This is a genomic window from Cupriavidus sp. C2SS-8b, assembly GCF_057073745.1.
This window is the reverse complement of record NZ_CP172716.1, coordinates 3,500,440-3,522,648: the sequence shown is the minus strand read 5'-3', so window position 1 is coordinate 3,522,648 and position 22,209 is coordinate 3,500,440. Positions and strand designations below refer to the sequence as shown.

At 65.7% G+C, this 22,209-nt stretch carries 14 protein-coding genes; 13 read left to right on the top strand and 1 reads right to left on the bottom strand.

Annotated elements, in window-relative coordinates:
* The first annotated feature begins 8 nt into the window (after nucleotides 1-8).
* The 13 genes from atpA to ACIGJB_RS16330 all read left to right on the top strand — a co-directional run bounded on the left by atpA (nucleotide 9) and on the right by ACIGJB_RS16330 (nucleotide 20,711).
* A complete protein-coding gene (gene atpA / locus ACIGJB_RS16390) occupies nucleotides 9-1,550 on the top strand; it encodes a F0F1 ATP synthase subunit alpha (RefSeq protein WP_483730727.1) in 1,542 nt (513 codons plus the stop codon).
* A 74-nt stretch (nucleotides 1,551-1,624) separates the two neighbouring features.
* The gene (gene atpG, locus ACIGJB_RS16385; RefSeq protein ID WP_483730726.1) at nucleotides 1,625-2,500 is read left to right on the top strand and encodes a F0F1 ATP synthase subunit gamma; all 876 of its coding nucleotides are present in this window, start codon (nucleotides 1,625-1,627) and stop codon (nucleotides 2,498-2,500) included.
* A 33-nt stretch (nucleotides 2,501-2,533) separates the two neighbouring features.
* Nucleotides 2,534-3,937, top strand: a complete 1,404-nt coding sequence (gene atpD, locus ACIGJB_RS16380; RefSeq protein ID WP_483730725.1) for a F0F1 ATP synthase subunit beta — start codon at nucleotides 2,534-2,536, stop codon at nucleotides 3,935-3,937.
* A 99-nt stretch (nucleotides 3,938-4,036) separates the two neighbouring features.
* Complete coding sequence (locus tag ACIGJB_RS16375) at nucleotides 4,037-4,453, top strand: F0F1 ATP synthase subunit epsilon (protein ID WP_483709831.1); 417 nt, start codon at nucleotides 4,037-4,039, stop codon at nucleotides 4,451-4,453.
* Between the two features lie 672 nt (nucleotides 4,454-5,125).
* Entirely contained in the window at nucleotides 5,126-5,566 is a 441-nt protein-coding gene (locus ACIGJB_RS16370) for a CoA-binding protein (RefSeq protein ID WP_483730724.1), read from the top strand.
* Between the two features lie 38 nt (nucleotides 5,567-5,604).
* Nucleotides 5,605-6,561 carry an alpha/beta hydrolase gene (locus ACIGJB_RS16365; protein WP_483730723.1) on the top strand — a complete coding sequence of 319 codons (957 nt, stop codon included), beginning with the start codon at nucleotides 5,605-5,607 and terminating at the stop codon, nucleotides 6,559-6,561.
* 75 nt (nucleotides 6,562-6,636) lie between these two features.
* Nucleotides 6,637-7,734 (top strand): uroporphyrinogen decarboxylase, encoded by a 1,098-nt coding sequence (hemE, locus tag ACIGJB_RS16360; protein ID WP_483730722.1) that lies wholly within the window; start codon nucleotides 6,637-6,639, stop codon nucleotides 7,732-7,734.
* Nucleotides 7,735-8,264: 530 nt separating this feature from the next.
* The gene (locus tag ACIGJB_RS16355) at nucleotides 8,265-10,538 is read left to right on the top strand and encodes a primosomal protein N' (protein WP_483730721.1); all 2,274 of its coding nucleotides are present in this window, start codon (nucleotides 8,265-8,267) and stop codon (nucleotides 10,536-10,538) included.
* 198 nt (nucleotides 10,539-10,736) lie between these two features.
* A complete protein-coding gene (gene putA / locus ACIGJB_RS16350; RefSeq protein WP_483730720.1) occupies nucleotides 10,737-14,705 on the top strand; it encodes a trifunctional transcriptional regulator/proline dehydrogenase/L-glutamate gamma-semialdehyde dehydrogenase in 3,969 nt (1,322 codons plus the stop codon).
* Nucleotides 14,706-14,850: 145 nt separating this feature from the next.
* Entirely contained in the window at nucleotides 14,851-16,002 is a 1,152-nt protein-coding gene (locus tag ACIGJB_RS16345; protein WP_483730719.1) for a branched-chain amino acid ABC transporter substrate-binding protein, read from the top strand.
* A gap of 244 nt (nucleotides 16,003-16,246) precedes the next feature.
* A complete protein-coding gene (locus ACIGJB_RS16340; RefSeq protein ID WP_483730718.1) occupies nucleotides 16,247-18,205 on the top strand; it encodes a hypothetical protein in 1,959 nt (652 codons plus the stop codon).
* Between the two features lie 155 nt (nucleotides 18,206-18,360).
* Nucleotides 18,361-19,596, top strand: coding sequence for a cation:proton antiporter (locus ACIGJB_RS16335; protein WP_483730717.1), 1,236 nt, complete (start codon nucleotides 18,361-18,363; stop codon nucleotides 19,594-19,596).
* A complete protein-coding gene (locus tag ACIGJB_RS16330; protein ID WP_483730716.1) occupies nucleotides 19,596-20,711 on the top strand; it encodes a YbdK family carboxylate-amine ligase in 1,116 nt (371 codons plus the stop codon). Before ACIGJB_RS16335 ends, ACIGJB_RS16330 begins: the two co-directional genes overlap by 1 nt.
* Before the next feature lie 744 nt (nucleotides 20,712-21,455).
* On the opposite strand, the gene ACIGJB_RS16325 is transcribed toward ACIGJB_RS16330, so the two are convergent.
* Nucleotides 21,456-22,193, bottom strand: coding sequence for an MBL fold metallo-hydrolase (locus ACIGJB_RS16325; protein WP_483730715.1), 738 nt, complete (start codon nucleotides 22,191-22,193; stop codon nucleotides 21,456-21,458).
* Nucleotides 22,194-22,209 lie beyond the last annotated feature (16 nt).

The window sequence follows — 22,209 nt, the reverse complement described above, 5'->3', positions numbered from 1 at the left end:
GCATTGTGATGCAACTGAACCCCTCAGAAATCAGCGAGCTGATCAAGTCCCGCATCTCGGGTCTTGGCGCTGACGCTGAAGTGCGCAACACCGGCACGGTAATTTCCGTGACCGATGGTATCTGCCGCGTGCACGGCCTGTCTGGCGTGATGCAGGGCGAGATGCTGGAATTCCCGGGCAACACCTTCGGCCTCGCGCTGAACCTCGAGCGCGACTCCGTCGGCGCCGTGGTGCTGGGCGACTACGAACACATTTCGGAAGGCGATACGGTCAAGTGCACCGGCCGCATTCTGGAAGTGCCCGTTGGCAAGGAACTGCTGGGCCGCGTGGTCAACACGCTGGGCCAGCCGATCGACGGCAAGGGCCCGATCAACGCGAAGGAAACCGACGTGATCGAAAAGGTCGCGCCGGGCGTGATCGCGCGTCAGTCGGTGAGCCAGCCGGTGCAGACCGGCCTGAAGTCGATCGACGCGATGGTGCCGATCGGCCGTGGCCAGCGCGAGCTGATCATTGGCGACCGCCAGACCGGCAAGACCGCCGTGGCTGTCGACGCCATCATCAACCAGAAGGGCAAGGGCGTCTTCTGCGTGTACGTGGCAATCGGCCAGAAGGCTTCGACGATCGCCAACGTGGTGCGCAAGCTGGAAGAGCACGGCGCGATGGAATACACCGTCGTCGTGGCCGCCGCCGCTTCGGATTCGGCCGCCATGCAGTACCTGGCTGCCTACGCCGGCTGCACGATGGGCGAATACTTCCGCGATCGTGGCGAAGACGCGCTGATCGTTTATGACGACCTGACCAAGCAAGCTTGGGCCTACCGCCAGGTGTCGCTGCTGCTGCGCCGTCCGCCGGGCCGCGAAGCCTACCCGGGCGACGTGTTCTACCTGCACTCGCGCCTGCTGGAGCGTGCCGCACGCGTGAACGAAGACTACGTCGAGAAGTTCACCAACGGCGCCGTCAAGGGCAAGACCGGTTCGCTGACGGCACTGCCGATCATCGAAACGCAGGCCGGCGACGTGTCCGCGTTCGTGCCGACCAACGTGATCTCGATTACCGACGGTCAGATCTTCCTGGAAACCGACCTGTTCAACGCCGGTGTCCGTCCCGCCATTAACGCCGGTATCTCGGTGTCGCGCGTGGGTGGTGCTGCACAGACCAAGGTGGTGAAGAACCTGTCCGGCGGTATCCGTACCGACCTGGCCCAGTACCGTGAACTGGCTGCGTTCGCGCAGTTCGCTTCGGACCTGGACGACGCCACCCGCAAGCAGCTGGAGCGCGGCCGCCGCGTGACCGAACTGCTGAAGCAGGCGCAATACCAGCCGCAGCAAGTGTGGCAGCTGGCCGCTTCGCTGTTCGCCGCCAACAACGGCTTCCTCGACAACGTGGAAGTGAAGGACATTCTCGCATTCGAGAAGGGCCTGCACGACCATCTGAAGACCAAGTACGCCGACCTCATCAACCGTATCGAAGAGACCAAGGTCCTCTCGAAGGAAGATGAGCCCGCTCTGCGTGCCGCGATCGAGGATTTCAAGAAGTCCGCCGCGTTCTAACCGCGCAATTCTCCGATACCGCCGCCGCGCCTGGCTAACGCCGGCGCGGCGCTGGTTCGGACGGAGAGGAAGATATGGCCGGAACGAAAGAAATTCGAACCAAGATCAAGAGCGTGCAAAACACGCGCAAGATCACCAAGGCGATGGAGATGGTCGCCGCATCCAAGATGCGCAAGGCGCAGGAACGGATGCGCAATGCCCGTCCCTATGCCGAGAAAGTGCGTAACATCGCGGCGCACCTGGCTTCGGCCAACCCCGAGTTCAAGCACCCGTTCATGCAGGAGCGCGAGGTCAAGCGCGTCGGCATGATCGTGGTCACGACCGACAAGGGGCTGTGCGGCGGTCTGAACACGAACGTGCTGCGCGCAGTGACCAACGAGCTGAAGAGCCTGCAAGGCCGCGGCGTGGATGTGCAAGCGACTGCCATCGGCGGCAAGGGCATGCAGTTCCTGAGCCGCATCGGCGCCAAGGTGGTCTCGAATGTGGTGCAGCTCGGCGACACCCCGCACCTGGAAAGGCTGATCGGCGCGATCAAGGTCCAGCTCGACGCATTCACCAATGGTGAAGTCGACGCGGTGTACCTGTCGTACACCAAGTTCGTCAACACGATGAAGCAGGAACCGATGGTTGAGCAGCTTCTGCCGCTCGCCGCCGACAAGCTGTCGCAGACGGAAGAAGAGAAGCGCGCCTACTCGTGGGACTACATCTACGAACCTGACGCGCAGACCGTGGTGGAAGAGCTGTTGGTCCGCTACGTCGAGGCGCTGGTGTACCAGGCCGTGGCCGAGAACATGGCGTCCGAGCAATCGGCGCGCATGGTGGCCATGAAGGCGGCATCCGACAATGCCAAGAACGTGATCGGCGAACTGCAGCTGGACTACAACAAGACCCGGCAGGCAGCGATCACCAAGGAATTGTCAGAGATCGTCAGCGGTGCAGCAGCGGTCTGAGGCGTCAAGAATTCAAGCTATCGGAGATACGAAATGAGTATCGGAAATATTGTGCAGTGCATTGGCGCCGTGGTGGACATCGAGTTCCCGCGCGACGCAATGCCGAAGGTGTACGACGCGCTGGTGCTGGAAGACAGCGGCGAAACGTCGTTCGCCGAGAAGGGCCTGACGTTCGAAGTCCAGCAGCAGCTGGGTGACGGCGTGGTGCGTACCATTGCTCTCGGTTCGTCGGACGGCCTGCGCCGCGGCATGCCGGTGAAGAACACGGGCGCGCCGATCTCGGTGCCGGTGGGTCAGGGCACCCTGGGCCGCATCATGGACGTGCTGGGTCGCCCGATCGACGAAGCTGGCCCGATCGCTTCGGACGAGCGCCGCGCGATTCACCAGAAGGCACCGAAGTTCGACGAACTGTCGCCTTCGACCGACCTGCTGGAAACCGGCATCAAGGTGATCGACCTGATCTGCCCGTTCGCAAAGGGCGGCAAGGTTGGCCTGTTCGGTGGTGCTGGCGTGGGCAAGACCGTCAACATGATGGAGCTCATCAACAACATCGCCAAGCAGCACAGCGGTCTGTCGGTGTTTGCCGGCGTGGGCGAGCGTACCCGTGAAGGGAACGACTTCTACCACGAAATGAGCGACTCGAACGTGCTCGACAAGGTCGCCATGGTGTTCGGCCAGATGAACGAGCCGCCGGGCAACCGTCTGCGCGTGGCACTTTCCGGCCTGACCATGGCCGAGAAGTTCCGCGACGAAGGCCGTGACATCCTGTTCTTCGTCGACAACATCTACCGCTACACGCTGGCCGGTACCGAAGTGTCGGCATTGCTGGGCCGTATGCCTTCCGCCGTGGGCTATCAGCCGACGCTGGCTGAAGAAATGGGCAAGCTGCAGGAGCGTATTACGTCGACCAAGACTGGCTCGATCACGTCGATCCAGGCCGTGTACGTGCCTGCGGATGACTTGACCGACCCGTCGCCGGCTACCACCTTCCTGCACCTGGACTCGACCCTGGTGCTGTCGCGTGACATCGCCGCGCTCGGTATCTACCCCGCCGTGGATCCGCTGGACTCGACCTCGCGCCAGATGGACCCGCAAGTGGTTGGCCAGGAGCACTACAACGTCGCGCGTGCCGTGCAGCAGACCCTGCAGCGCTACAAGGAACTGCGCGACATCATCGCGATTCTGGGCATGGACGAACTGTCGCCGGAAGACAAGTTGGCCGTGAACCGCGCGCGTAAGATCCAGCGTTTCCTGTCGCAGCCGTTCCACGTGGCAGAAGTGTTCACGGGTTCGCCGGGCAAGTACGTGCCGCTGAAGGAAACCATCCGTGGTTTCAAGATGCTGGTGGATGGCGAGTGCGATCACCTGCCCGAGCAGGCGTTCTACATGGTCGGCTCGATCGACGAAGCCTTCGAGAAGGCCAAGAAGCTCCAGTAAGCCTCGCTTTGACGCTCCCGCGCTCCGGTGCGGGAGTGACGGCATACGGCCTCGCGCGGCATGCCGTCAGAAGTGAAGCGAACGGACAAAGGAATTCATATGGCAACCATTCTTGTAGACGTCGTCAGCGCGGAAGCGTCGATCTTCTCCGGCCAGGCGAAGTTCGTGGCGCTGCCGGGCGAGTCGGGTGAGCTGGGCATTCTGCCGGGCCACACGCCGCTGATTACGCGCATCCAGCCGGGCGCCGTGCGCATCGAGAAGGAAGACGGCAGCGAAGAGTTCGTGTTCGTTGCCGGCGGCATTCTCGAAGTGCAGCCGAAGCATGTCACCGTGCTGGCCGACACCGCCATCCGCGGTACCGACCTGGACGAAGCCAAGGCGCAGGAAGCCAAGCGTGCCGCCGAAGAGCTGATGCAGAACCAGAGCAGCGATCTGGACATTGCACGCGCTCAGAGCGAACTCGCCATGGCCGCAGCGCAGCTGGCCGCCATCGCCCGTCTGCGTCGTAAGAAGTAAGCAACAAGCAGGACCTGGCGCACTGTTGTTTTTTCGGTGCGACAGCCAAAAAAAGGCAGCCACGCGGCTGCCTTTTTTATTGGGCTGGGGATATCCTTGGTCCGTTCTGGACAAAAAAAAGCGCGCGGGCCGGGGAGGCTCCGCGCGGACGGGAAAATCCCTTCGAGGGGTCAATTCGAAGGAACGGGTTCGGTCCAGGACTACCAAGCTAAGGCGCAGCGAATCACGTTCGCAAAATCGGCCAACAAGGCCACGCGCCATCGGGTCTTCCTGGTATCCGGCCAGCAGGCATCGCCTGCTGGCTCGGAAAATCGGGGATCACTGCCAAGGCTTTCTTCAGCGTCCCATATTCTGACTTCTCGGTTCTTGGCGGGACGCCACCAAACGTCGGTGTGTCAATGCATTGTGGGGGAAAGTCCCCGCAATGGCAGTAACAAAATGTATCTCTTTGCAAGAAGTTGAAAGCTTGGGCGGCATAAATGGCGCGCAATGGGCACATTGACAAGCTTTTGTCTCACTTTTTCGTGAGCGAAGTGCCTGTTTGTCTTCTTTTTGCCCGGGTCTCCATGTGCGATAGCGAACCAAACGACGTTTCCGGCGTCCCCGGTCGTTCGCGGTTACGATTGCTCCTGTTTTGAGCCCGGTGTTCGCCGCGGCAATACCACGGAGCCCATGATGACAGGTATGCAGGACGCGATTCGGAAGATGCTTGGCATGAAAACCGTTGCCATTGTTGGCTTGTCGGACCGTGCCGACCGCCCGAGCCATGAAGTCGCCGAATTCCTGCAGCAGCATGGTTTTCGCATCGTCCCGGTGAACCCGCGGCACGCGGGCGAGCGCATTCTGGGCGAGCCTTGCCACGCGTCGCTCGAGGCCGCCGCCGCCGCGATCCAGGCGCAAGGCGGCCGCATCGACTGGGTCGATATCTTCCGTCGTGCCGAAGATACCCCGCCGGTCGTCGACGACGCCATTGCCATTGGCGCTCGCGGCGTCTGGCTGCAGCTCGGCATCGTAAACGGCGATGCTGTCGCGCGTGCGCTGGCAGCGGGGCTGCTTGCGGTGCAGGACTGCTGCAGCAAGGTCGAACTGGCGCGCCAGCTCGAGCTGTCCTGAGCCGCACTTTATTCCCCTGAATCCCTTCCGCCCCACCGATGGCCATCGATCCGCAACTCCTCGCCTATTACCGCCGCCAGACCGAGCAGTACGCCGGCCTGCCCGTACCCGTCGAAGCGCCCGCGCGGCGCGTGCGCTTCGACGAAGTGGCGGCTTCGTCGATGGTGCCGGATCCCGACGGTGTCACCTCGACGGACCTCGAGCTGCCGTTGGACGGCCGCACACTCACGGCGTGCCTGTTCAGGCCGGCGGGCACTGATGCCGCTCGGCTGATCGTCTATTTCCACGGCGGAGGCTGGGTGATCGGCTCACACCAGACGCACCGCACCATTGCCGCGATGCTTGCCGCCGATACCGGCTGTGCGGTCGCCAGCGTGGACTACCGGCTCGCGCCCGAGCACCCGTTCCCGGCGCCATGCGATGACGCGGTGCAGGCGGTGCAGTGGTTTGCCGCACAACGGGCATCATTGGGCTTCGACACTGGCTTCCTGGCCGTGGCCGGCGACAGCGCCGGCGGGCATCTGGCGGCGCTCGCGGCGCAGCATGTCAATGCCGAAGCCGGACGGCAGGTCGTGGCGGCGCAATTGCTGATCTACCCGGTCACCGCGCCCGTGCTCAGCACCGAAAGCTACCGCGCCTTTGCCAATGGCCCCGGCCTGACGCGCGACGAAATGGCCTGGTACTGGACTCAGTTCATCGGTGCCGACGCGCTTGCGCAGGGCGCGCAGCATCCCGATCCGCGCATCCATCTGATGGCGCAGGCGCCTGCGGTCCAGCCGCCGGCCACGGCCCTGATCGTGGCGGCCAACGACGTGTTGCGCGATGGCGGCCTGGCCTATGCCGATTTCCTCGTCCGTCACGACGCCGCGGTGGTCACCATCGAAGCCAGCGGTATGACGCACGGTTTTGGGCGCCTGCAGTCTGAAGCGCCGCGTGCCCGCGAATGGATGCAGCGCGCCGCGCAAGCCTTTGCCAGCCTGTTCGACGAGGCATAGCGCCGCCGTGCTCCGGCACCGGTCGCAAAGTGCCGTTGCGCCGTGGCCATCCCTTAGAATGGCGGTCTTACGAGGATGACCATGACCGCACTGCAGAACGACACTTTCCTGCGCGCATTGCGCCGGCAGCCGACTGAATACACGCCGCTGTGGCTGATGCGCCAGGCGGGCCGCTACCTGCCCGAGTACAACGCCACGCGCGCGCGGGCCGGCAGCTTCCTGGGGCTGGCCAAGAATCCCGCCTACGCCACCGAGGTGACGCTGCAGCCGCTGGACCGTTATCCGCTGGACGCGGCCATCCTGTTCTCCGACATCCTCACCGTCCCCGACGCGATGGGCCTTGGCCTGTCGTTCGCCCAGGGCGAGGGCCCGCGCTTTGCCCGGCCGCTGCGGACCGAAGCCGATGTCCAGAAGCTGGCGGTGCCCGATATGTCGTCGCTGCAGTACGTGTTCGACGCCGTGGCCGAGATTCGCCGCGCATTGGTCCAGGACGGCCGCCAGCGCGTGCCGCTGATCGGTTTCTCGGGAAGCCCCTGGACGCTCGCCTGCTACATGGTCGAAGGCGGTGGCTCGGACGACTTCCGCACGGTCAAGGCCATGATGTACGGACGCCCGGACCTGATGCACCGCATCCTGGAAATCAACGCCCAGGCGGTCAGCCAGTACCTGAACGCGCAGATCGAGGCCGGTGCCCAGGCCGTGATGATCTTCGACACCTGGGGCGGCGCACTGGCCGATGGCATGTACCAGGCGTTCTCGCTGGCCTATATGCGCAAGGTGCTGGCCAGCCTCAAGCGCGAGCATGAGGGGCAACAGATCCCGGCCATCGTGTTCACCAAGGGCGGTGGCTTGTGGCTGGAAAGCCTTGCCGAGACCGGCGCCGATGCCATCGGCCTGGATTGGACAGTCAACCTGGCCGACGCCCGTCGCCGCACCGGCGGCCGCGTGGCGCTGCAAGGCAACATCGATCCCACCGTGCTGTTCGCGCCGGAGGCCGCCATCCGCGAGCAGGTGCGTGGCGTGCTGGACAGCTACGCCGCCGCGGGCGGCAGCGATGGGCACGTCTTCAACCTGGGCCACGGCATTTCGCAGTTCACGCCGCCGGAAAGCGTGACCGTGCTGGTCGATGAAGTGCATCGCTACAGCAAGCAGCTGCGCGCGGCGCGCGGCTGACCACCGTTGCTCCAAAGGTCGGCGCCCGGCGTGCCGGCGTTCTTTCCTCGCGGTGCAGCGATTTCAGTGCGAAGGGTCGCCGGTGTCGCGAGAGGCGCGCCGTTGCTGCTGTCAAGTAAACAATTTCATCCAGATTCGCCAAAAAGATGCGACGGGTTGATTGGGGAGGCTTGACTTATGCACACCGATTGGTTTGCCGCAGTGCAAGAACGGGTTACTCCTTAACTCATCTGGGGGATGTTTGCAAGGTCTTGATTTTTAAGGCATTGGAAGTTTTTCAACGCGGACGCGCGGGCCAGTGATTCCCTTGTTTTTCGGGCTTTGGCGGCATCTTGGTGCGACTTTTCAACAAAGTTATCCACAGGGTCGGTGGAATTAGTGGAAAAGCAGTCATCTATCATCGACTTAGGGCCACATTTGAAGTTTTACTTTAAGTTGATGTTGCGCCGCACACAGCGTCTGGCTCCCCCCGTCCTGCGTCGTATCCCGCACAGTCTTTGTGCACGCGCCTTGCACCACAACCGCCTCCGATGACGCTGCCAGCCGACACCGAACCGCGCCAGGCCGGCATTGTCCGCGTCGCGCTCGATACGCCCGCGGACGACTGCTTCGACTATCTTGCCGGTCCCGACGTGTCGCCGGGTGACCTTGTCGTAGTGCCATTCGGGCGCCGCAACCTGGTTGGGGTTGCGGTCGCGCGCGCTGCCGAATCCGCCGTACCGGCGGAGCGCCTCAAGCCGGTATCCGCGCGGCTGGACTGGCTGACGCCTCTGGCCGAGGAGTGGCGCGACCTGGCGGTATTCGCCGCGCGCTATTACCAGCGTTGTCTCGGTGAAGTGATGCTGCCGGCGCTACCGCCGTCGTTACGCGAGCCGGAGGGCTGGCCGCGCCTTGCGCTGCGTGCCCGCACTGAAGCGTATCGCGTAGTGCCGGCGCATGTTCCCACGATGCTCGACGCCGTGCCGGCGCGCGCAAGGTCCGTCCGTGCCCTTGCGCAGGCACTTGCCGACCGCGCGGAGGGCCAGCCGATGAGCCTGTCCGAGGCCCGCGAGCTGTGCGCCGCGGCGCCGGCCAGGCTGGCGGAATGGGTCGCCGCAGGCTGGGTCGAGGTCCTGACCGCCGAGCGCACCTTGCTGGTCACTGCGCCGTCTCAGGCGCCATCGGTGGCGCCGCCGCTGCACGAGGAACAACTCGCGGCGGTCGAGGCCATTGGCGCGGCCACGTCGTTCACGCCGTTCCTGCTTCACGGCGTGACCGGCAGCGGCAAGACCGAGGTCTATCTGCACGCCATGGCGCAGGTGTTGGTACGCGATCCGCACGCGCAGGTGTTGATGCTGGTGCCCGAAATCAACCTGACGCCACAGCTCCAGTCGCGTATCGCCGCCCGGTTCCCGCAGTTGCCGCTGGCCGTGCTGCATAGCGGCGTGGCCGACCAGGAGCGCAGCCTGCAGTGGCTGGCCGCCCATCGCGGCGAGGCGCGCATCGTGCTCGGCACACGGATGGCGATCCTGGCGTCCATGCCGCACCTCGCGCTGATTGTCGTGGACGAAGAGCACGACACGTCCTACAAGCAGCAGGAGGGCTTGCGCTATTCCGCGCGCGACCTGGCGGTGTGGCGCGCCAAGCGGCTCGAGATCCCGGTGGTGCTCGGGTCGGCCACGCCGTCGATGGAGACCTGGTGGCGCGCGGAGCAGGGTGCCTACCGCAAGCTGGTGCTGCGCGAACGCGCGCAGGCCGAGGCTGCGCTGCCCGTCGTGCGGCTGGTCGACCTCAACCATGAGCGGCAGCGCCAGCGCGCGCTGTTCGAGGGCCTGTCGGTGCCGCTGCTGGAAGCCATCGAGGCGCGCCTGGCGCGTGGCGAGCAGAGCCTGCTGTTCCTGAATCGCCGCGGCTATGCGCCGGTCCTGGCCTGCGACAGCTGCGGCTGGCTCTCCGGTTGTCCGCGCTGTTCGGCGTACCTGGTGCTGCACCGGCCCGAGCGGCGGCTGCGCTGCCACCACTGCGGCCTGGAAGCCCCGATCCCGCACCATTGCCCCGATTGCGGCAACATGGATATCGCTCCGCTGGGCCGGGGCACCCAGCGCATCGAGGAAGCGCTGGCGGCGCGTTTTCCACAGGCGCGCATCGCCCGTATCGACGCCGACTCCACGCGCCGCAAGGGCAGCGCGCAGGCGATGTTCGACGACGTCCATGCCGGCGAGGTCGACATCCTGGTCGGCACCCAGATGGTGGCCAAGGGGCACGACTTCCAGCGCGTCACGCTGGTCGGCGTAGTCCATCCCGATGCCGCCATGTTCAGCCACGATTTCCGCGCCGCCGAGCATCTTTTCGCGTCGCTGATGCAAGTCGCCGGCCGGGCAGGCCGGGCCGGGTTGCCCGGCGAAGTCATCATTCAGACCCGCTATCCGGACGCCGCGGCATTGCAGGCCCTGCAGCGCCATGACTATGATGGATTCGCCGCCGGACAGTTGCGCGAGCGTCGCCAGGCCGGGTTGCCCCCGTTCTGCTACCAGGTGTTGCTGACCGCCGAGCATGGTGAGTTGGAGCGGGCCTTGCAGTTCCTGCAGGCAGTCCGCCGCCTGGCTGATGGCAATGCCCTGGCGCCAGAGGTGCAACTGCATGACCCGGTGCCGATGTCGATGGTCCGCATTGCCGGCCGGGAGCGTGCGCAGATGCTGGTCGAGGCCGCTGCCCGGCCCGTGTTGCAACGGTTTGTGAGCGAGTGGGTGCAGACTTTCTCCGATGTGGGGGCGGAGGCGCGCGGCGTGCGCTGGCAATTGGAGATCGACCCGCTGAGGATCTGAGGGCCGGGTTGCATGGACAGGCGGTGCAACCACCGCAACCGGTTTTCGAGGTAGTGGTTGCACTAGGTTGCACCATTGCGTTTTTCGGGAGTAAGATCGCGCCAGCCCAGAGGTTGCGCAGGTCGGGCCCCCATGCCGTCCGGAGCGCTTCGGGCGGCATCGGCCCCGCAGCCTTGTGTCTTACGGAGAACAGCTCGCATGGCCACCACCACCCTCGGCGTCAAGCTCGACGACGCCTCGCGCGACCGCCTCAAGCGCGTCGCCCAATCCATCGACCGCACGCCGCACTGGCTGATCAAGCAGGCGATCTTCACGTACCTGGAGCAGATCGAGCGCGGCCACCTGCCGCACGAGGCGACGGCCAGCGGTGCGACCGATGCCGACGGCGCCGATGCGGGTGACCTGGGCCATGCCGATGGCGCGCCCCAGCCTTTCCTGGAATTTGCCCAAAGCATCCAGCCCCAGTCCGTGCTGCGCGCAGCGATTACCTCGGCCTATCGCCGTCCGGAGACCGATTGCGTTCCGGTGCTGCTGGAGCAGGCCCGACTGCCGCACGAGCAGGCCGAGTCCGCCATCAAGATGGCCAAGAAGCTGGCCACCAACCTGCGCGAGCAGAAGGTCGGCACTGGCCGCGAGGGCCTGGTGCAGGGCCTGATCCAGGAGTTCTCGCTGTCGTCGCAGGAAGGCGTGGCGCTGATGTGCCTGGCCGAGGCGCTGCTGCGCATCCCGGACAAGCCCACGCGCGACGCGCTGATCCGCGACAAGATCAGCGGCGCCAACTGGCAGTCGCACCTGGGCCAGAGCCCGTCGCTATTCGTCAATGCCGCGACCTGGGGCCTGCTGCTGACCGGCAAGCTGGTGGCCACGCATACCGAGTCGGGCCTGAGCAAGGCGCTCACGCGCATCATCGGCAAGGGCGGCGAGCCGCTGATCCGCAAGGGCGTGGACATGGCCATGCGGCTGATGGGCGAGCAGTTCGTCACCGGCGAAACGATCTCCGAGGCGCTCGCCAACGCGCGCAAGTATGAGGCGCAGGGCTTCCGCTACTCCTACGACATGCTCGGCGAAGCCGCGATGACGGAGGAAGACGCCCAGCGCTACCTGGCGTCCTACGAGCAGGCCATCAACGCGATCGGCCAGGCCTCGCGCGGCCGTGGCATCTATGAAGGCCCGGGCATCTCGATCAAGCTGTCGGCGCTGCATCCGCGCTACAGCCGCGCCCAGCACGAGCGCGTGGTCACAGAGCTGTACGAGCGCCTGAAGTCGCTGACGCTGCTGGCGCGCCAATACGACATCGGCATCAATATCGACGCCGAAGAGGCTGACCGGCTCGAAATCTCGCTCGACCTGCTCGAACGCCTGTGCTTCGAGCCCGAGCTGGCCGGCTGGAACGGCATCGGCTTCGTGGTGCAGGGCTACCAGAAGCGCTGCCCGTTCGTGATCGACTTCCTGATCGACCTGGCCCGCCGCAGCCGCCACCGCCTGATGATCCGCCTGGTCAAGGGCGCCTACTGGGACAGCGAGATCAAGCGCGCCCAGGTCGAAGGCCTGGAGGGCTATCCGGTCTACACGCGCAAGGTTTACACCGACGTGTCCTACGTGGCCTGCGCGCGCAAGCTGCTGTCGGTGCCGGACGCGATTTATCCACAGTTCGCCACGCACAATGCGCACACGCTGTCGGCCATCTACCAGATCGCCGGCCACAGCTATTACCCGGGCCAGTACGAGTTCCAGTGCCTGCACGGCATGGGCGAGCCGCTGTACGACCAGGTCGTCGGCCCGATCGCCGACGGCAAGTTCAACCGCCCGTGCCGCATCTACGCGCCGGTCGGCACGCATGAAACGCTGCTGGCCTACCTGGTGCGCCGCCTGCTCGAAAACGGCGCCAACACGTCGTTCGTCAACCGCATTGCGGACGACACCATTTCGCTCGATGAGCTGGTGGCCGATCCGGTCGCCGTGGTCGAGACCATGCATCGCGACGAGGGCACGCTGGGCCTGCCGCATCCGAAGATCCCGTCGCCGCGCGGCCTCTATGGCAAGTCGCGCCCGAATTCGGCCGGTATCGACCTTGCCAACGAACATCGCCTGGCGTCGCTGTCTTCGGCGCTGCTGGCCGGCACCAGCGACCGCGTGGTGGCCGAGCCGATGCTGGGCGCCGAGGTAGCGCGTCCGGCCGATGCGGTCTCCGCGCCCGTGCTGAACCCGGCCGACCACCGCGACGTGGTGGGCCATGTGGCCGAGGCCAGCCAGGCCGAGGTCGACGCCGCGCTGCAGGCCGCCGCCAATGCCGCGCCGATCTGGCAGGCCACGCCGCCCGACGTGCGCGCCGCCGCGCTGGACCGCGCCGCCGACCTGATGGAAGCACAGATGCAGCAGCTGATGGGCATCATCATGCGCGAGGCCGGCAAGACCTTCTCGAACGCGATTGCCGAAGTGCGCGAGGCGGTCGACTTCCTGCGCTACTACGCCGCCGAAGTCCGCCGCAGCTTCGACAACGAGACGCACCGCCCGCTGGGCCCGGTGGTCTGCATCAGCCCGTGGAACTTCCCGCTGGCGATCTTCACCGGCCAGGTGGCCGCGGCGCTGGCCGCCGGCAACACCGTGCTGGCCAAGCCCGCCGAGCAGACCCCGCTGATCGCCGCCGCCGCCGTGCGCCTGCTGCGCGAGGCCGGCGTGCCGGCCGGCGCGGTGCAGCTGCTGCCGGGCCGCGGCGAGACCGTGGGCGCGGCGCTGGTGGGCGATGCGCGCGTCAAGGGCGTGATGTTCACGGGCTCGACCGAAGTGGCGCGCATCCTGCAGCGCAATGTTGCTGGCCGCCTCGATGCCGCCGGCCGCCCGATCCCGCTGATCGCCGAAACCGGCGGCCAGAACGCGATGATCGTCGATTCCTCGGCGCTGGCGGAGCAGGTGGTGGGCGACGTGGTGAATTCGGCGTTCGACTCGGCCGGCCAGCGCTGCTCGGCGCTGCGCCTGCTGTGCCTGCAGGAAGACGTAGCCGACCGCGTGCTCGACATGCTCAAGGGCGCCATGAATGAACTGACCATGGCCAACCCGGACCGGCTGTCGACCGACGTGGGCCCCGTCATCGACGACGAGGCGCGCGGCAATATCGTGCGCCACATCGACGCCATGCGCGCCAAGGGCCGCCGCGTGCACCAGGCCGACCCGAATGCCGCGCAGGGCGCGAGCTGCCGCCACGGCACCTTCGTGCCGCCGACGCTGATCGAACTCGACAGCGTGGAAGAACTCAAGCGCGAAGTGTTCGGCCCGGTGCTGCACGTGGTGCGTTACCCGCGCGTTGCGCTCGACACCCTGATCGGCCAGATCAACGGCACCGGCTATGGCCTGACGATGGGCATCCACACCCGCATCGACGAAACCATCGCGCAGATCGTGCAGCACGCCGAGGTCGGCAACCTGTACGTGAACCGCAATATCGTCGGCGCGGTGGTGGGCGTGCAGCCGTTCGGCGGCGAGGCCCTGTCCGGCACCGGCCCGAAGGCCGGCGGCCCGCTGTACCTGCACCGTCTGTTGTCGGTCTGCCCGCAGGACGCGGTGGTACGCAGCGTGCGCCATGCGGAAGCCTCGGGCGCCACGCCGGCCACGCTGGATCGCCCGGTCGCCGCGCAGGCGCTGAGAGACTGGGCCAGCGCGCAGATGCCTGAACTCGTCGCCGCCTGCGACCGCTTTGCCGAAGCCTCGGCGGCGGGCGTCTCGGTGACGCTGCCCGGGCCGACTGGCGAGCGCAATACCTACTCGCTGCTGCCGCGTCACCACGTGCTGTGCCTGGCGGCGCAGGAATCGGACCTGGCGATGCAGCTCGCGGCTGTCCTGGCCGTCGGCAGCCAGGCCGTGATGGCGGAAAACCCTGTCGCGCGCGGGCTGTTTTCGCGCCTGCCCAAGGGCGTACAATCGCGCGTCCGCCTCGTGGCCGACTGGACGTCGCCCGACGTTGCGTTCGACGCGGTGATCCACCACGGCGATGCGGACCAGTTGCGTACCGTGTGCGAACAGGTCGCGGCACGGCCGGGCGCGATCATCGGCGTGCAGGGTCTGGCGCAGGGTGAAACGAATATCGCGCTGGAACGCTTGCTGATCGAGCGCTCGCTGTCGGTCAATACCGCGGCCGCCGGCGGCAATGCCAGCCTGATGACGATCGGCTGAACCGGCGCGGACAGAGTTTGACGTGCGTATGCGCGGCGGCGATCCTGCCGCCATACGCAGCCATAGGGGAGGGGCGCCCAGCCGGCGTTCCCGAAGCGTAGAAAAAACGCAGCACACAGGCTGAACCAGCCACCAAGGAGAACTGATGACCTCGACATTCCACAAGACGGCCCTGACCGTTGCCCTGACCTTCGCCGGCCTGACCGGTGCCACGGCAGCCTTCGCGCAGGCGCAGGAAATCAAGCTGGGCTTCGCCGCGCCGATGACCGGCGGCCAGGCCCAGTACGGCAAGGACATGCAGAACGGCGTGGTCCTCGCCATCGAGGACATGAACGCCACCAAGCCGAAGATCGGCGGCAAGGACGTCAAGTTCGTGCTGGTGTCGGAAGACGACCAGGCCGATCCGAAGACCGGTTCCGTGGTGGCGCAGAAGCTGGTGGACAACGGCATCCAGGGCATGCTCGGCCACTTCAACTCGGGCACCAGCATCCCGGCGTCGATGGTCTACAACCGCGCCGGCATTCCGCAGATCGCCATGGCGACCGCGCCGGAATACACCCGGCAGGGCTTCAAGACCACCTTCCGCATGATGACTTCCGACACCCAGCAGGGTTCGGTGATCGGCGCCTTCGTGGTGAAGAAACTGGGCGCGAAGAACATCGCGATCGTTGATGACCGCACCGCCTACGGCCAGGGCCTGGCGGACGAGTTCGAGAAGGCGGCCAAGGCCGCCGGCGGCAAGATCGTGCGCCGCGAGTTCACCAACGACAAGGCGGTGGACTTCAAGGCCGTGCTGACCAACATCAAGCGCAGCAACCCGGACGTGATCTTCTATGGCGGCGCCGAGACCCAGTCGGCCCCGATGGCCAAGCAGGTCAAGGAACTGGGCATGAAGGCCCCGCTGGTGTCGGGCGAAATGTCCAAGACCGACAACTTCCTGAAGCTGGCCGGCCCGGCTGCCGACGGCACCGTGGTGTCGCTGGCCGGCCTGCCGCTGGACCAGATGCCGGGCGGCGCCGCGTACGAAAAGAAGTACGAGAAGCGCTTCGGCACCAAGGTGCAGACCTACTCGCCGTACGCCTATGATGGCGCCACCGCGATGATGACGGCCATGATCAAGGCCGGCTCGGCGGACCCGGCGCGTTACCTGCCGGTGCTGGCGGCCACCAATATGCAGGGCGTCACCACGAAGACGCTGGCGTACGACGCCCGCGGCGACCTGAAGGACGGCGGCATTACCGTCTACAAGGTGGTGGGCGGCAAGTGGACTGTGCTGGAGACGGTTGGCGGCAAGTAGTCGGCTATGCCGTTTGCCTGACTGAGGGCAGGAACGCCATCCGCTTCGGATGGCGTTTTAGTTTGCGGGCGACAAGCTAAAAACCCCTGCGTGCCAGTGAAGATTCTGCGCGAAGGTCCCGTTAACCGAGTTCTGCCGCGTCGGCAGTTCACGCAAGGACCGTGAGGGAAGTGTGCTTCCTTGCCGGGTACGAACCCCGCCATTGGCGCATAATCCCGCTTTCGCAATCCAGAAGGAGCAGTACGTGTCCGTGCAGGAAGTCAGCTACGACCGCGCAATCGAACTGGCCGGTGTCGGCCGGTTCGACGAGGCGCTGGACATCGCCGGCCAGTTGTCGGAGGCCCGGCCCGAAGTGGTCGATTTCATTACGCTGCGTGCACGGCTGCACTTCGACAAGGGCGACGCGCAAGCGGCCTTCGCCGTGCTGGACGACGCGCTGGCGCGGCTGGACTCGCTGGGGCTGGCGGCGCCACACCGCTGGGCCTCGCGCGGGGTGATCGCGCATCGCTACGGCGCCATGCTGATGAGCCTTGGGCGCGACCGCGAGGCGTTGCCCTGGCTGCATGAGGCCGCGCGGCGCAACGGCCTGCTCTCAGGCGAATGGGCCGCCCATTTCCATGCGGGCCTGGCGTGCTACCGGCTTGGCGACCTGGCTGGCGCTGGCCGTTTCTGGCACGACCTGCTGTACCGGGCCCCGGACCTCGGCGCCGAGGACATCCTTGCGCTCGTACACGATGCGATTGCACGGGCCGAGGCAGCCGGCCAGCCGGTCGAGCCCATGATGCGCGTCTGCCTCGGCCGCATCGCGCTGGACAACCCCGACCTGCTGGAACTCGAACCGGAGGCCGCCGACGCGCTCGCGGGCGAGCAGGCCGGCATGGTGCTGGCGCAGGCGCCCGATCATCCGCATGCCCGCCGCCTGCGAGCGCCACTGCGCTTCGGCACTGGCGACACGGAAGGCGCCCAGGATGACCTGGCCGTGTATCTGCGCCAGTGCCCGGATCCGCAGACCCAGGTACGCGCCATGGCGTGGCGCCACCAGGCCGCGCAGGCCGGCAAGCAGGGGGCCGATGCCCAGCCCTGGCTCAAATTCAGCCTGACCACGCAGTCCGACGACGGCGCCGGCTACTACCGTGCCGCCACGGCGCTGGGCGAGTTCATCGACCAGGTGCCGCAGTCCGAAGCCACGCTGCGGCCGCGCCTGGTGGAAGCCTGCCAGCTTGGCGTGGCGCGATTCGAAGCGTACTTTGCGACCGGCGAAGGCGATCAGGACGGCCATGGCGGCAACGCCGACCCGCACGTCTATTCGCTGCTTTGCCGCCTGCTTGCGCGCAGCCTGCCCGCTGAAGCGGGCAACCTGGAGACGCGCATCACGCTGCACCACAAGGGCATGGCGGCGAGCGAATTCATCGATCACTGGATCGACCTGCTCGACTGCCACGCCGGCGCGAACCAGCACCAGAAGGTGGTGGAGCTGGCGGGCGAGGTACTGAACCGCTATCCGCTGGAGCGTAATCCTGCCGACGTGACCTGGGCATTCAGCCGCCTGATCGCCGCGTGGAAGGCCATTGGCGGCGCCGAGGCCGGCGAGGCGGCCGGCGCGGCCATGTCGCATATGGACGCCCGGCTCGATGCGCTGCCGGTCGAGGCGCGCAGCGAAGCCGCGCACCCGATGGCGCATGCTCGGGCCCACTACGCCGCGCTGGTGCAGGCCCGCATGGATGGCATGGACCAGCACGACCGTACCGACGCAATCGCCGAGATCGACGCCCTGCAGCGCCGTGCGCTGCTCGTGGAAGATGCGTGGCTCTTCAACCGCTTTGGCTTGATCTGGCGCGACGTGGGCGACCACGAGCGTGCGCTGCCGCTGTTCGAGCAAGCCATTGAAATGACCGAGGGGGATGCCTTGGACCAGGCTGCGCCGCGGGTTCAGCGCGCGTTGATCCATAACGCCGCCGCACGCCACGACGCCGCGCTGGTGGACTTCGTCGCCGCCTTTGCAGTCCGTGACGACTGGGATGCCGAAACCTGGCTGCATGCCGTGGAATCGGCGGTCGGCCTCGGGCAGCGCGAGACGGCGCTGGGCTATTTCGACAAGGCACGTACCGCCGGGGCCGGCGAAGGCCGCACACGCAGCCTGAATGCGAAGGTCGAGGCAGCCCTGCGAACCACCCGCCCGAAGTGGAAACTCTGGGGCGTCTGACACCGACAGACCGCCTCCACATTGCGGAAAATCCCGCATCGAGAAACGCCATCAAGCAAGATGGCGTTTTTTATTGAAAGTTAGACTCAGAAGTTGGCGCATTCCGTGCGGTGTCAGACAATCACCGACAAGGAATGTCATGTGCTTCCATTACCATGTCACGCATGAATGGACTGAGCCAACTTTTCCCGTCACTTCCGCTCGCGCCCGGCGGCCTGTTCTGGGTCGGCCTGGCGCTGATCGGCGCCGGCCTGGCCGGCGAGGTGAGCCGCCGCTGGCTGCGTTGCCCGCGCATTGTCGGCTATGCCGCCGCGGGCCTGTGCGCCGGCATGCTCGGCCGCAGCATCGTCGACGACAACATGATCGCCCAGACCCGTATCCTGATCGATATGGCGCTGGCACTGGCCCTGTTCGAACTGGGGCACCGTCTGTCGCTGACCTGGTTGCGCGCCAACCGCTGGCTGCTGCTGACTAGCGCGTTCGAAAGCGTGCTGACCTGGGGCCTTGTCGCGGCCGTGCTGCAATGGATGGGCGCCTCGCCGGGCATTGCGATCCTGGCCGGGGGCATCGCGGTCAGCACTTCGCCGACCATCGTGCTGCAGCTCAAGAATGAATTGCGCGCCGAGGGCCAAGTAACGGAGCGGCTGCTCGCCATGGCCGCGCTCAACAGCATCTATGCGGCCGTGATCGTGCAGGTCGCCACCGGCTGGCTGCATTCCGAGTACGGCAACCTGGGCGCCGCGCTGCTGCATCCGCTCTACCTGCTGGTCGGTTCCTGCCTGCTGGCCTGGGTGGTGGGCAAGGTCGGCCACGCGATCTATGGCCGGATGTCGGTGGACGATCACTACAGCTTCCTGGTGCTGGTGGGTCTGGTGCTGTTCACGCTGGCGTTGACCCGGGTATTAAAACTATCGATGCCGATCACGCTTTTGCTGGCCGGGGTCGTGTTCAAGCACGAGGACAGTCAGCCGCATGTGTGGCCGACGCATTTCGGCAGCGCCGGCAGCTTGCTGATCATCGTCATGGTGGTGTCGCTGGGTCTGCCGCTCACGGCGCATGACTGGGTGGTCGGCGGCGTCTATGCTGTAGTGCTGGTGTTGCTCCGCCACCTTGCCAAGCTGGCGGGAGTGGTGTCGCTCGGATCGTTCTCCGGGCTGAGCCTGCGCCAATGCGTGGCGCTCGGGCTCGCGCTGGCGCCCATGTCGGGCCTGGCATACCTGTTGATGAACGATGTCGCGCGCCTGTATCCGGGTACCGGCGAACCGTTGGCCGCCATCATCCTGTGCGCGCTCGCCATCGAGCAACTGCTGGGCCCGGTGCTGGCGGCGTGGGCACTGCGGTTTGCCGGCGAAGTCCGTGCCGACCTGCGCAGCAATGGAGGAGGGCGCTGATGTCGCTCGAACCGTTCAAGCATTCCGAGGCGCTGACCTTCGGCGTCGAGCTGGAGCTGCAGCTCGTCAACCGGCACGACTACGACCTGGCGCCGTTCGCGCCCGACCTGTTGCGTGCGTTGAAGGGTGCCCAGCATGCCGGCGACATCAAGCCGGAGATCAGCCCGTCGATGATTGAGATCAGCACGGGCATCTGCCACACGTATGACCAGGCGGTGGAAGAACTGACCACCATGCGCGACCTGATGTCGGCGGCCTCGCGCGCGCTCAACATCGGCATCAGCGGTGGCGGCACGCATCCGTTCCAGCAGTGGGCCGACCGCATCATTTCCGATTCGCCGCGCTACCAGTACATCTCGGAGCTGTATGGCTACCTGGCCAAGCAGTTCACGGTCTTCGGCCAGCATGTCCATATCGGCTGCCCGACTGCGGATGAATCGCTGTTCCTGCTGCATGCCATCGGCCGCTACGTGCCGCACTTTGTCGCGCTCGCTGCATCGTCGCCCTATGTGCAAGGTGTCGATACCGGCTTCGCTTCGGCACGCCTCAATTCGGTCGCGGCCTTCCCGATGAGCGGGCGTGCGCCGTTCCTGCTCACCTGGGAAGCCTTCACCGCGTATTTCGAGAAGATGCGCAATACGGGCGTGATCGAGAGCATGAAGGACTTCTACTGGGATATCCGGCCCAAGCCCGAATTTGGCACGATCGAAGTGCGCGTGATGGATACGCCGTTGACGGTTGGCCGCGCCTGCGATATCGCCGCGTATATCCAGATGCTGGCGCGCTACCTGTTGCTGTCGCGCCCGTTCATGCCGCAGGAAGACGACTACCTGGTCTACACCTTCAATCGTTTCCAGGCCTGCCGCTTCGGGCTGGAGGGTGAATACGTGCATCCCAACGAACTGACGCGCCAGCCGATCGCCGAGCACATCCTATCGATCTGCGACGCGCTGGTGCCGCATGCCGAGGCGCTGGGTTCGCTGCAGGCGCTCGCCAATATCCGCGCGCTGGCCGAGCGCCGCGACGGCGATGCCGAATGGCTGCGCCAGGTCGACGCAGATGCCCGCAGCCAGCGGGAAACCGTGCGCCAGGCCTGCGAGCGCTGGGCGGCCTGATGTTTTCAGGTTTTTCGCTGATGGGCTTTGGGGATGACCGGGTCGTCGCGCTTGACAGACGTGGCTGTTTCGCCGGCGTAGCCGGCGAGTCACTTTTTGTCCGAGCGACAAAAAGTAACCAAAAAACGCGTTTACTTGCCCTAACGGGCGAATATTGATCGTAGCGTGCTGAGGGTGTTGTACGGGTATGAACTTCAGAGCGTGCCTGGCTGCCTGCCGCGTGGTGCGCGTCCGCATGCAGGCTTTCAAGCCGTGATTGAACCAGCCCTGAACCTGTCCGTGGCCCCTGCTTCCACCGTCATCGCATCATCGCCTTCGGCTGCTGCGCAGCTCACTAGTTGGTTAGTCAGGGGCATCAGCGGCGCTGGCGTCGGTGCTACCGTTTTCGCTTCGCCATTTCATTTTCTTTCGCTGAGCCGCGCGCAGCGCAGCCGAAGGCGATGATGCGATAGCGCGGGCAGTGTCGGGCCACGGACAGGTTCAGGGCTCGTTCAATCATTGCCCGAGAGCCTGCATACGGTTGCGCACCACGCGGCAGGCAGCGGGGCAGACTCTGAAGCGAGTACCCGTACGAAATTCTTCGCACGCTACGATCAATATTCGTCCGCTAGGACAAGTAAACGCGCTTTTTGGTTACTTTTTGTCGCCCGGACAAAAAGTGACTCGCAGGCTACGCCTGCGAAACAGCGGCGTCTGCCAAGAGCCAGAGCCAATTCCCAATCCCAATCCCCCACACCCCCCCCATCACGCCCCATGCGGCACGCTTTCCCCATCCCGCAGCCCGAGCCGCTTGTTCGCCGGCACCGCCACATCGATCAGCTTGGGCCGCGGCAGGTTCAGCCCGCGCATCATCTCGATGAACTCGTCCCGCGTGCGTCCCGCCACGCGGCTATTGCTTGCGCGTTCCTGCGCGATCGTCGACGAGGTGCGGCCCTTGTAGTCATGCGCCGGGAAGACCAGCGTGTCGTCGGGCAGCGCGAACAGCTTGCGCGTCAGGCTGTCGTACAGCGTGCCAGCATCGCCTGACTGGAAATCAGTGCGGCCGCAGCCATCGATCAGCAGCGCATCGCCGGTGAAGACGCGGCGTACCGTGCCATCCGGCGTAGTCTCTTCCCACAGGTAGCTCATGCTGCCGGCGGTGTGCCCCGGCGTGTGGATCGCACGCAGCACCTGCGTACCGAAGTTCAACGTATCGCCATCGATCAACTGCTTCTGCGCCGACCGGATATCGCATCCGGACGGCGCAGCGGTATGCGCACCGGTCTGCATGGCCACGTGCCCCGCCGAAGTGATGTGGTCGGCATGGGCATGCGTTTCCACCACCCACGCAAGGCTCGCACCGGCGTCGCGCAGCACGGCCATGTCGCGGTCGAGCTGGTGGTCGACCGGGTCGATCAGCACGGCATCGCGCGTAGCGGCGTCGATCAGCAGGTAAGTGAAGGTCGACGAGGCATCGTCGAACAACTGGAAGAAAGTTTGCATGGCCGCCTCGCTTTTT

Coding starts and splice junctions, on each gene's coding strand:
- ACIGJB_RS16330 (WP_483730716.1), top strand. CDS start 19,596: ATGTCGCTCGAACCGTTCAAGCATTCCGAGGCGCTGACCTTCGGCGTC.
- atpD (WP_483730725.1), top strand. CDS start 2,534: ATGAGTATCGGAAATATTGTGCAGTGCATTGGCGCCGTGGTGGACATC.
- putA (WP_483730720.1), top strand. CDS start 10,737: ATGGCCACCACCACCCTCGGCGTCAAGCTCGACGACGCCTCGCGCGAC.
- hemE (WP_483730722.1), top strand. CDS start 6,637: ATGACCATGACCGCACTGCAGAACGACACTTTCCTGCGCGCATTGCGC.
- ACIGJB_RS16355 (WP_483730721.1), top strand. CDS start 8,265: ATGACGCTGCCAGCCGACACCGAACCGCGCCAGGCCGGCATTGTCCGC.
- atpA (WP_483730727.1), top strand. CDS start 9: ATGCAACTGAACCCCTCAGAAATCAGCGAGCTGATCAAGTCCCGCATC.
- ACIGJB_RS16325 (WP_483730715.1), bottom strand. CDS start 22,193: ATGCAAACTTTCTTCCAGTTGTTCGACGATGCCTCGTCGACCTTCACT.
- ACIGJB_RS16375 (WP_483709831.1), top strand. CDS start 4,037: ATGGCAACCATTCTTGTAGACGTCGTCAGCGCGGAAGCGTCGATCTTC.
- ACIGJB_RS16365 (WP_483730723.1), top strand. CDS start 5,605: ATGGCCATCGATCCGCAACTCCTCGCCTATTACCGCCGCCAGACCGAG.
- ACIGJB_RS16345 (WP_483730719.1), top strand. CDS start 14,851: ATGACCTCGACATTCCACAAGACGGCCCTGACCGTTGCCCTGACCTTC.
- ACIGJB_RS16335 (WP_483730717.1), top strand. CDS start 18,361: ATGTCACGCATGAATGGACTGAGCCAACTTTTCCCGTCACTTCCGCTC.
- atpG (WP_483730726.1), top strand. CDS start 1,625: ATGGCCGGAACGAAAGAAATTCGAACCAAGATCAAGAGCGTGCAAAAC.
- ACIGJB_RS16370 (WP_483730724.1), top strand. CDS start 5,126: ATGATGACAGGTATGCAGGACGCGATTCGGAAGATGCTTGGCATGAAA.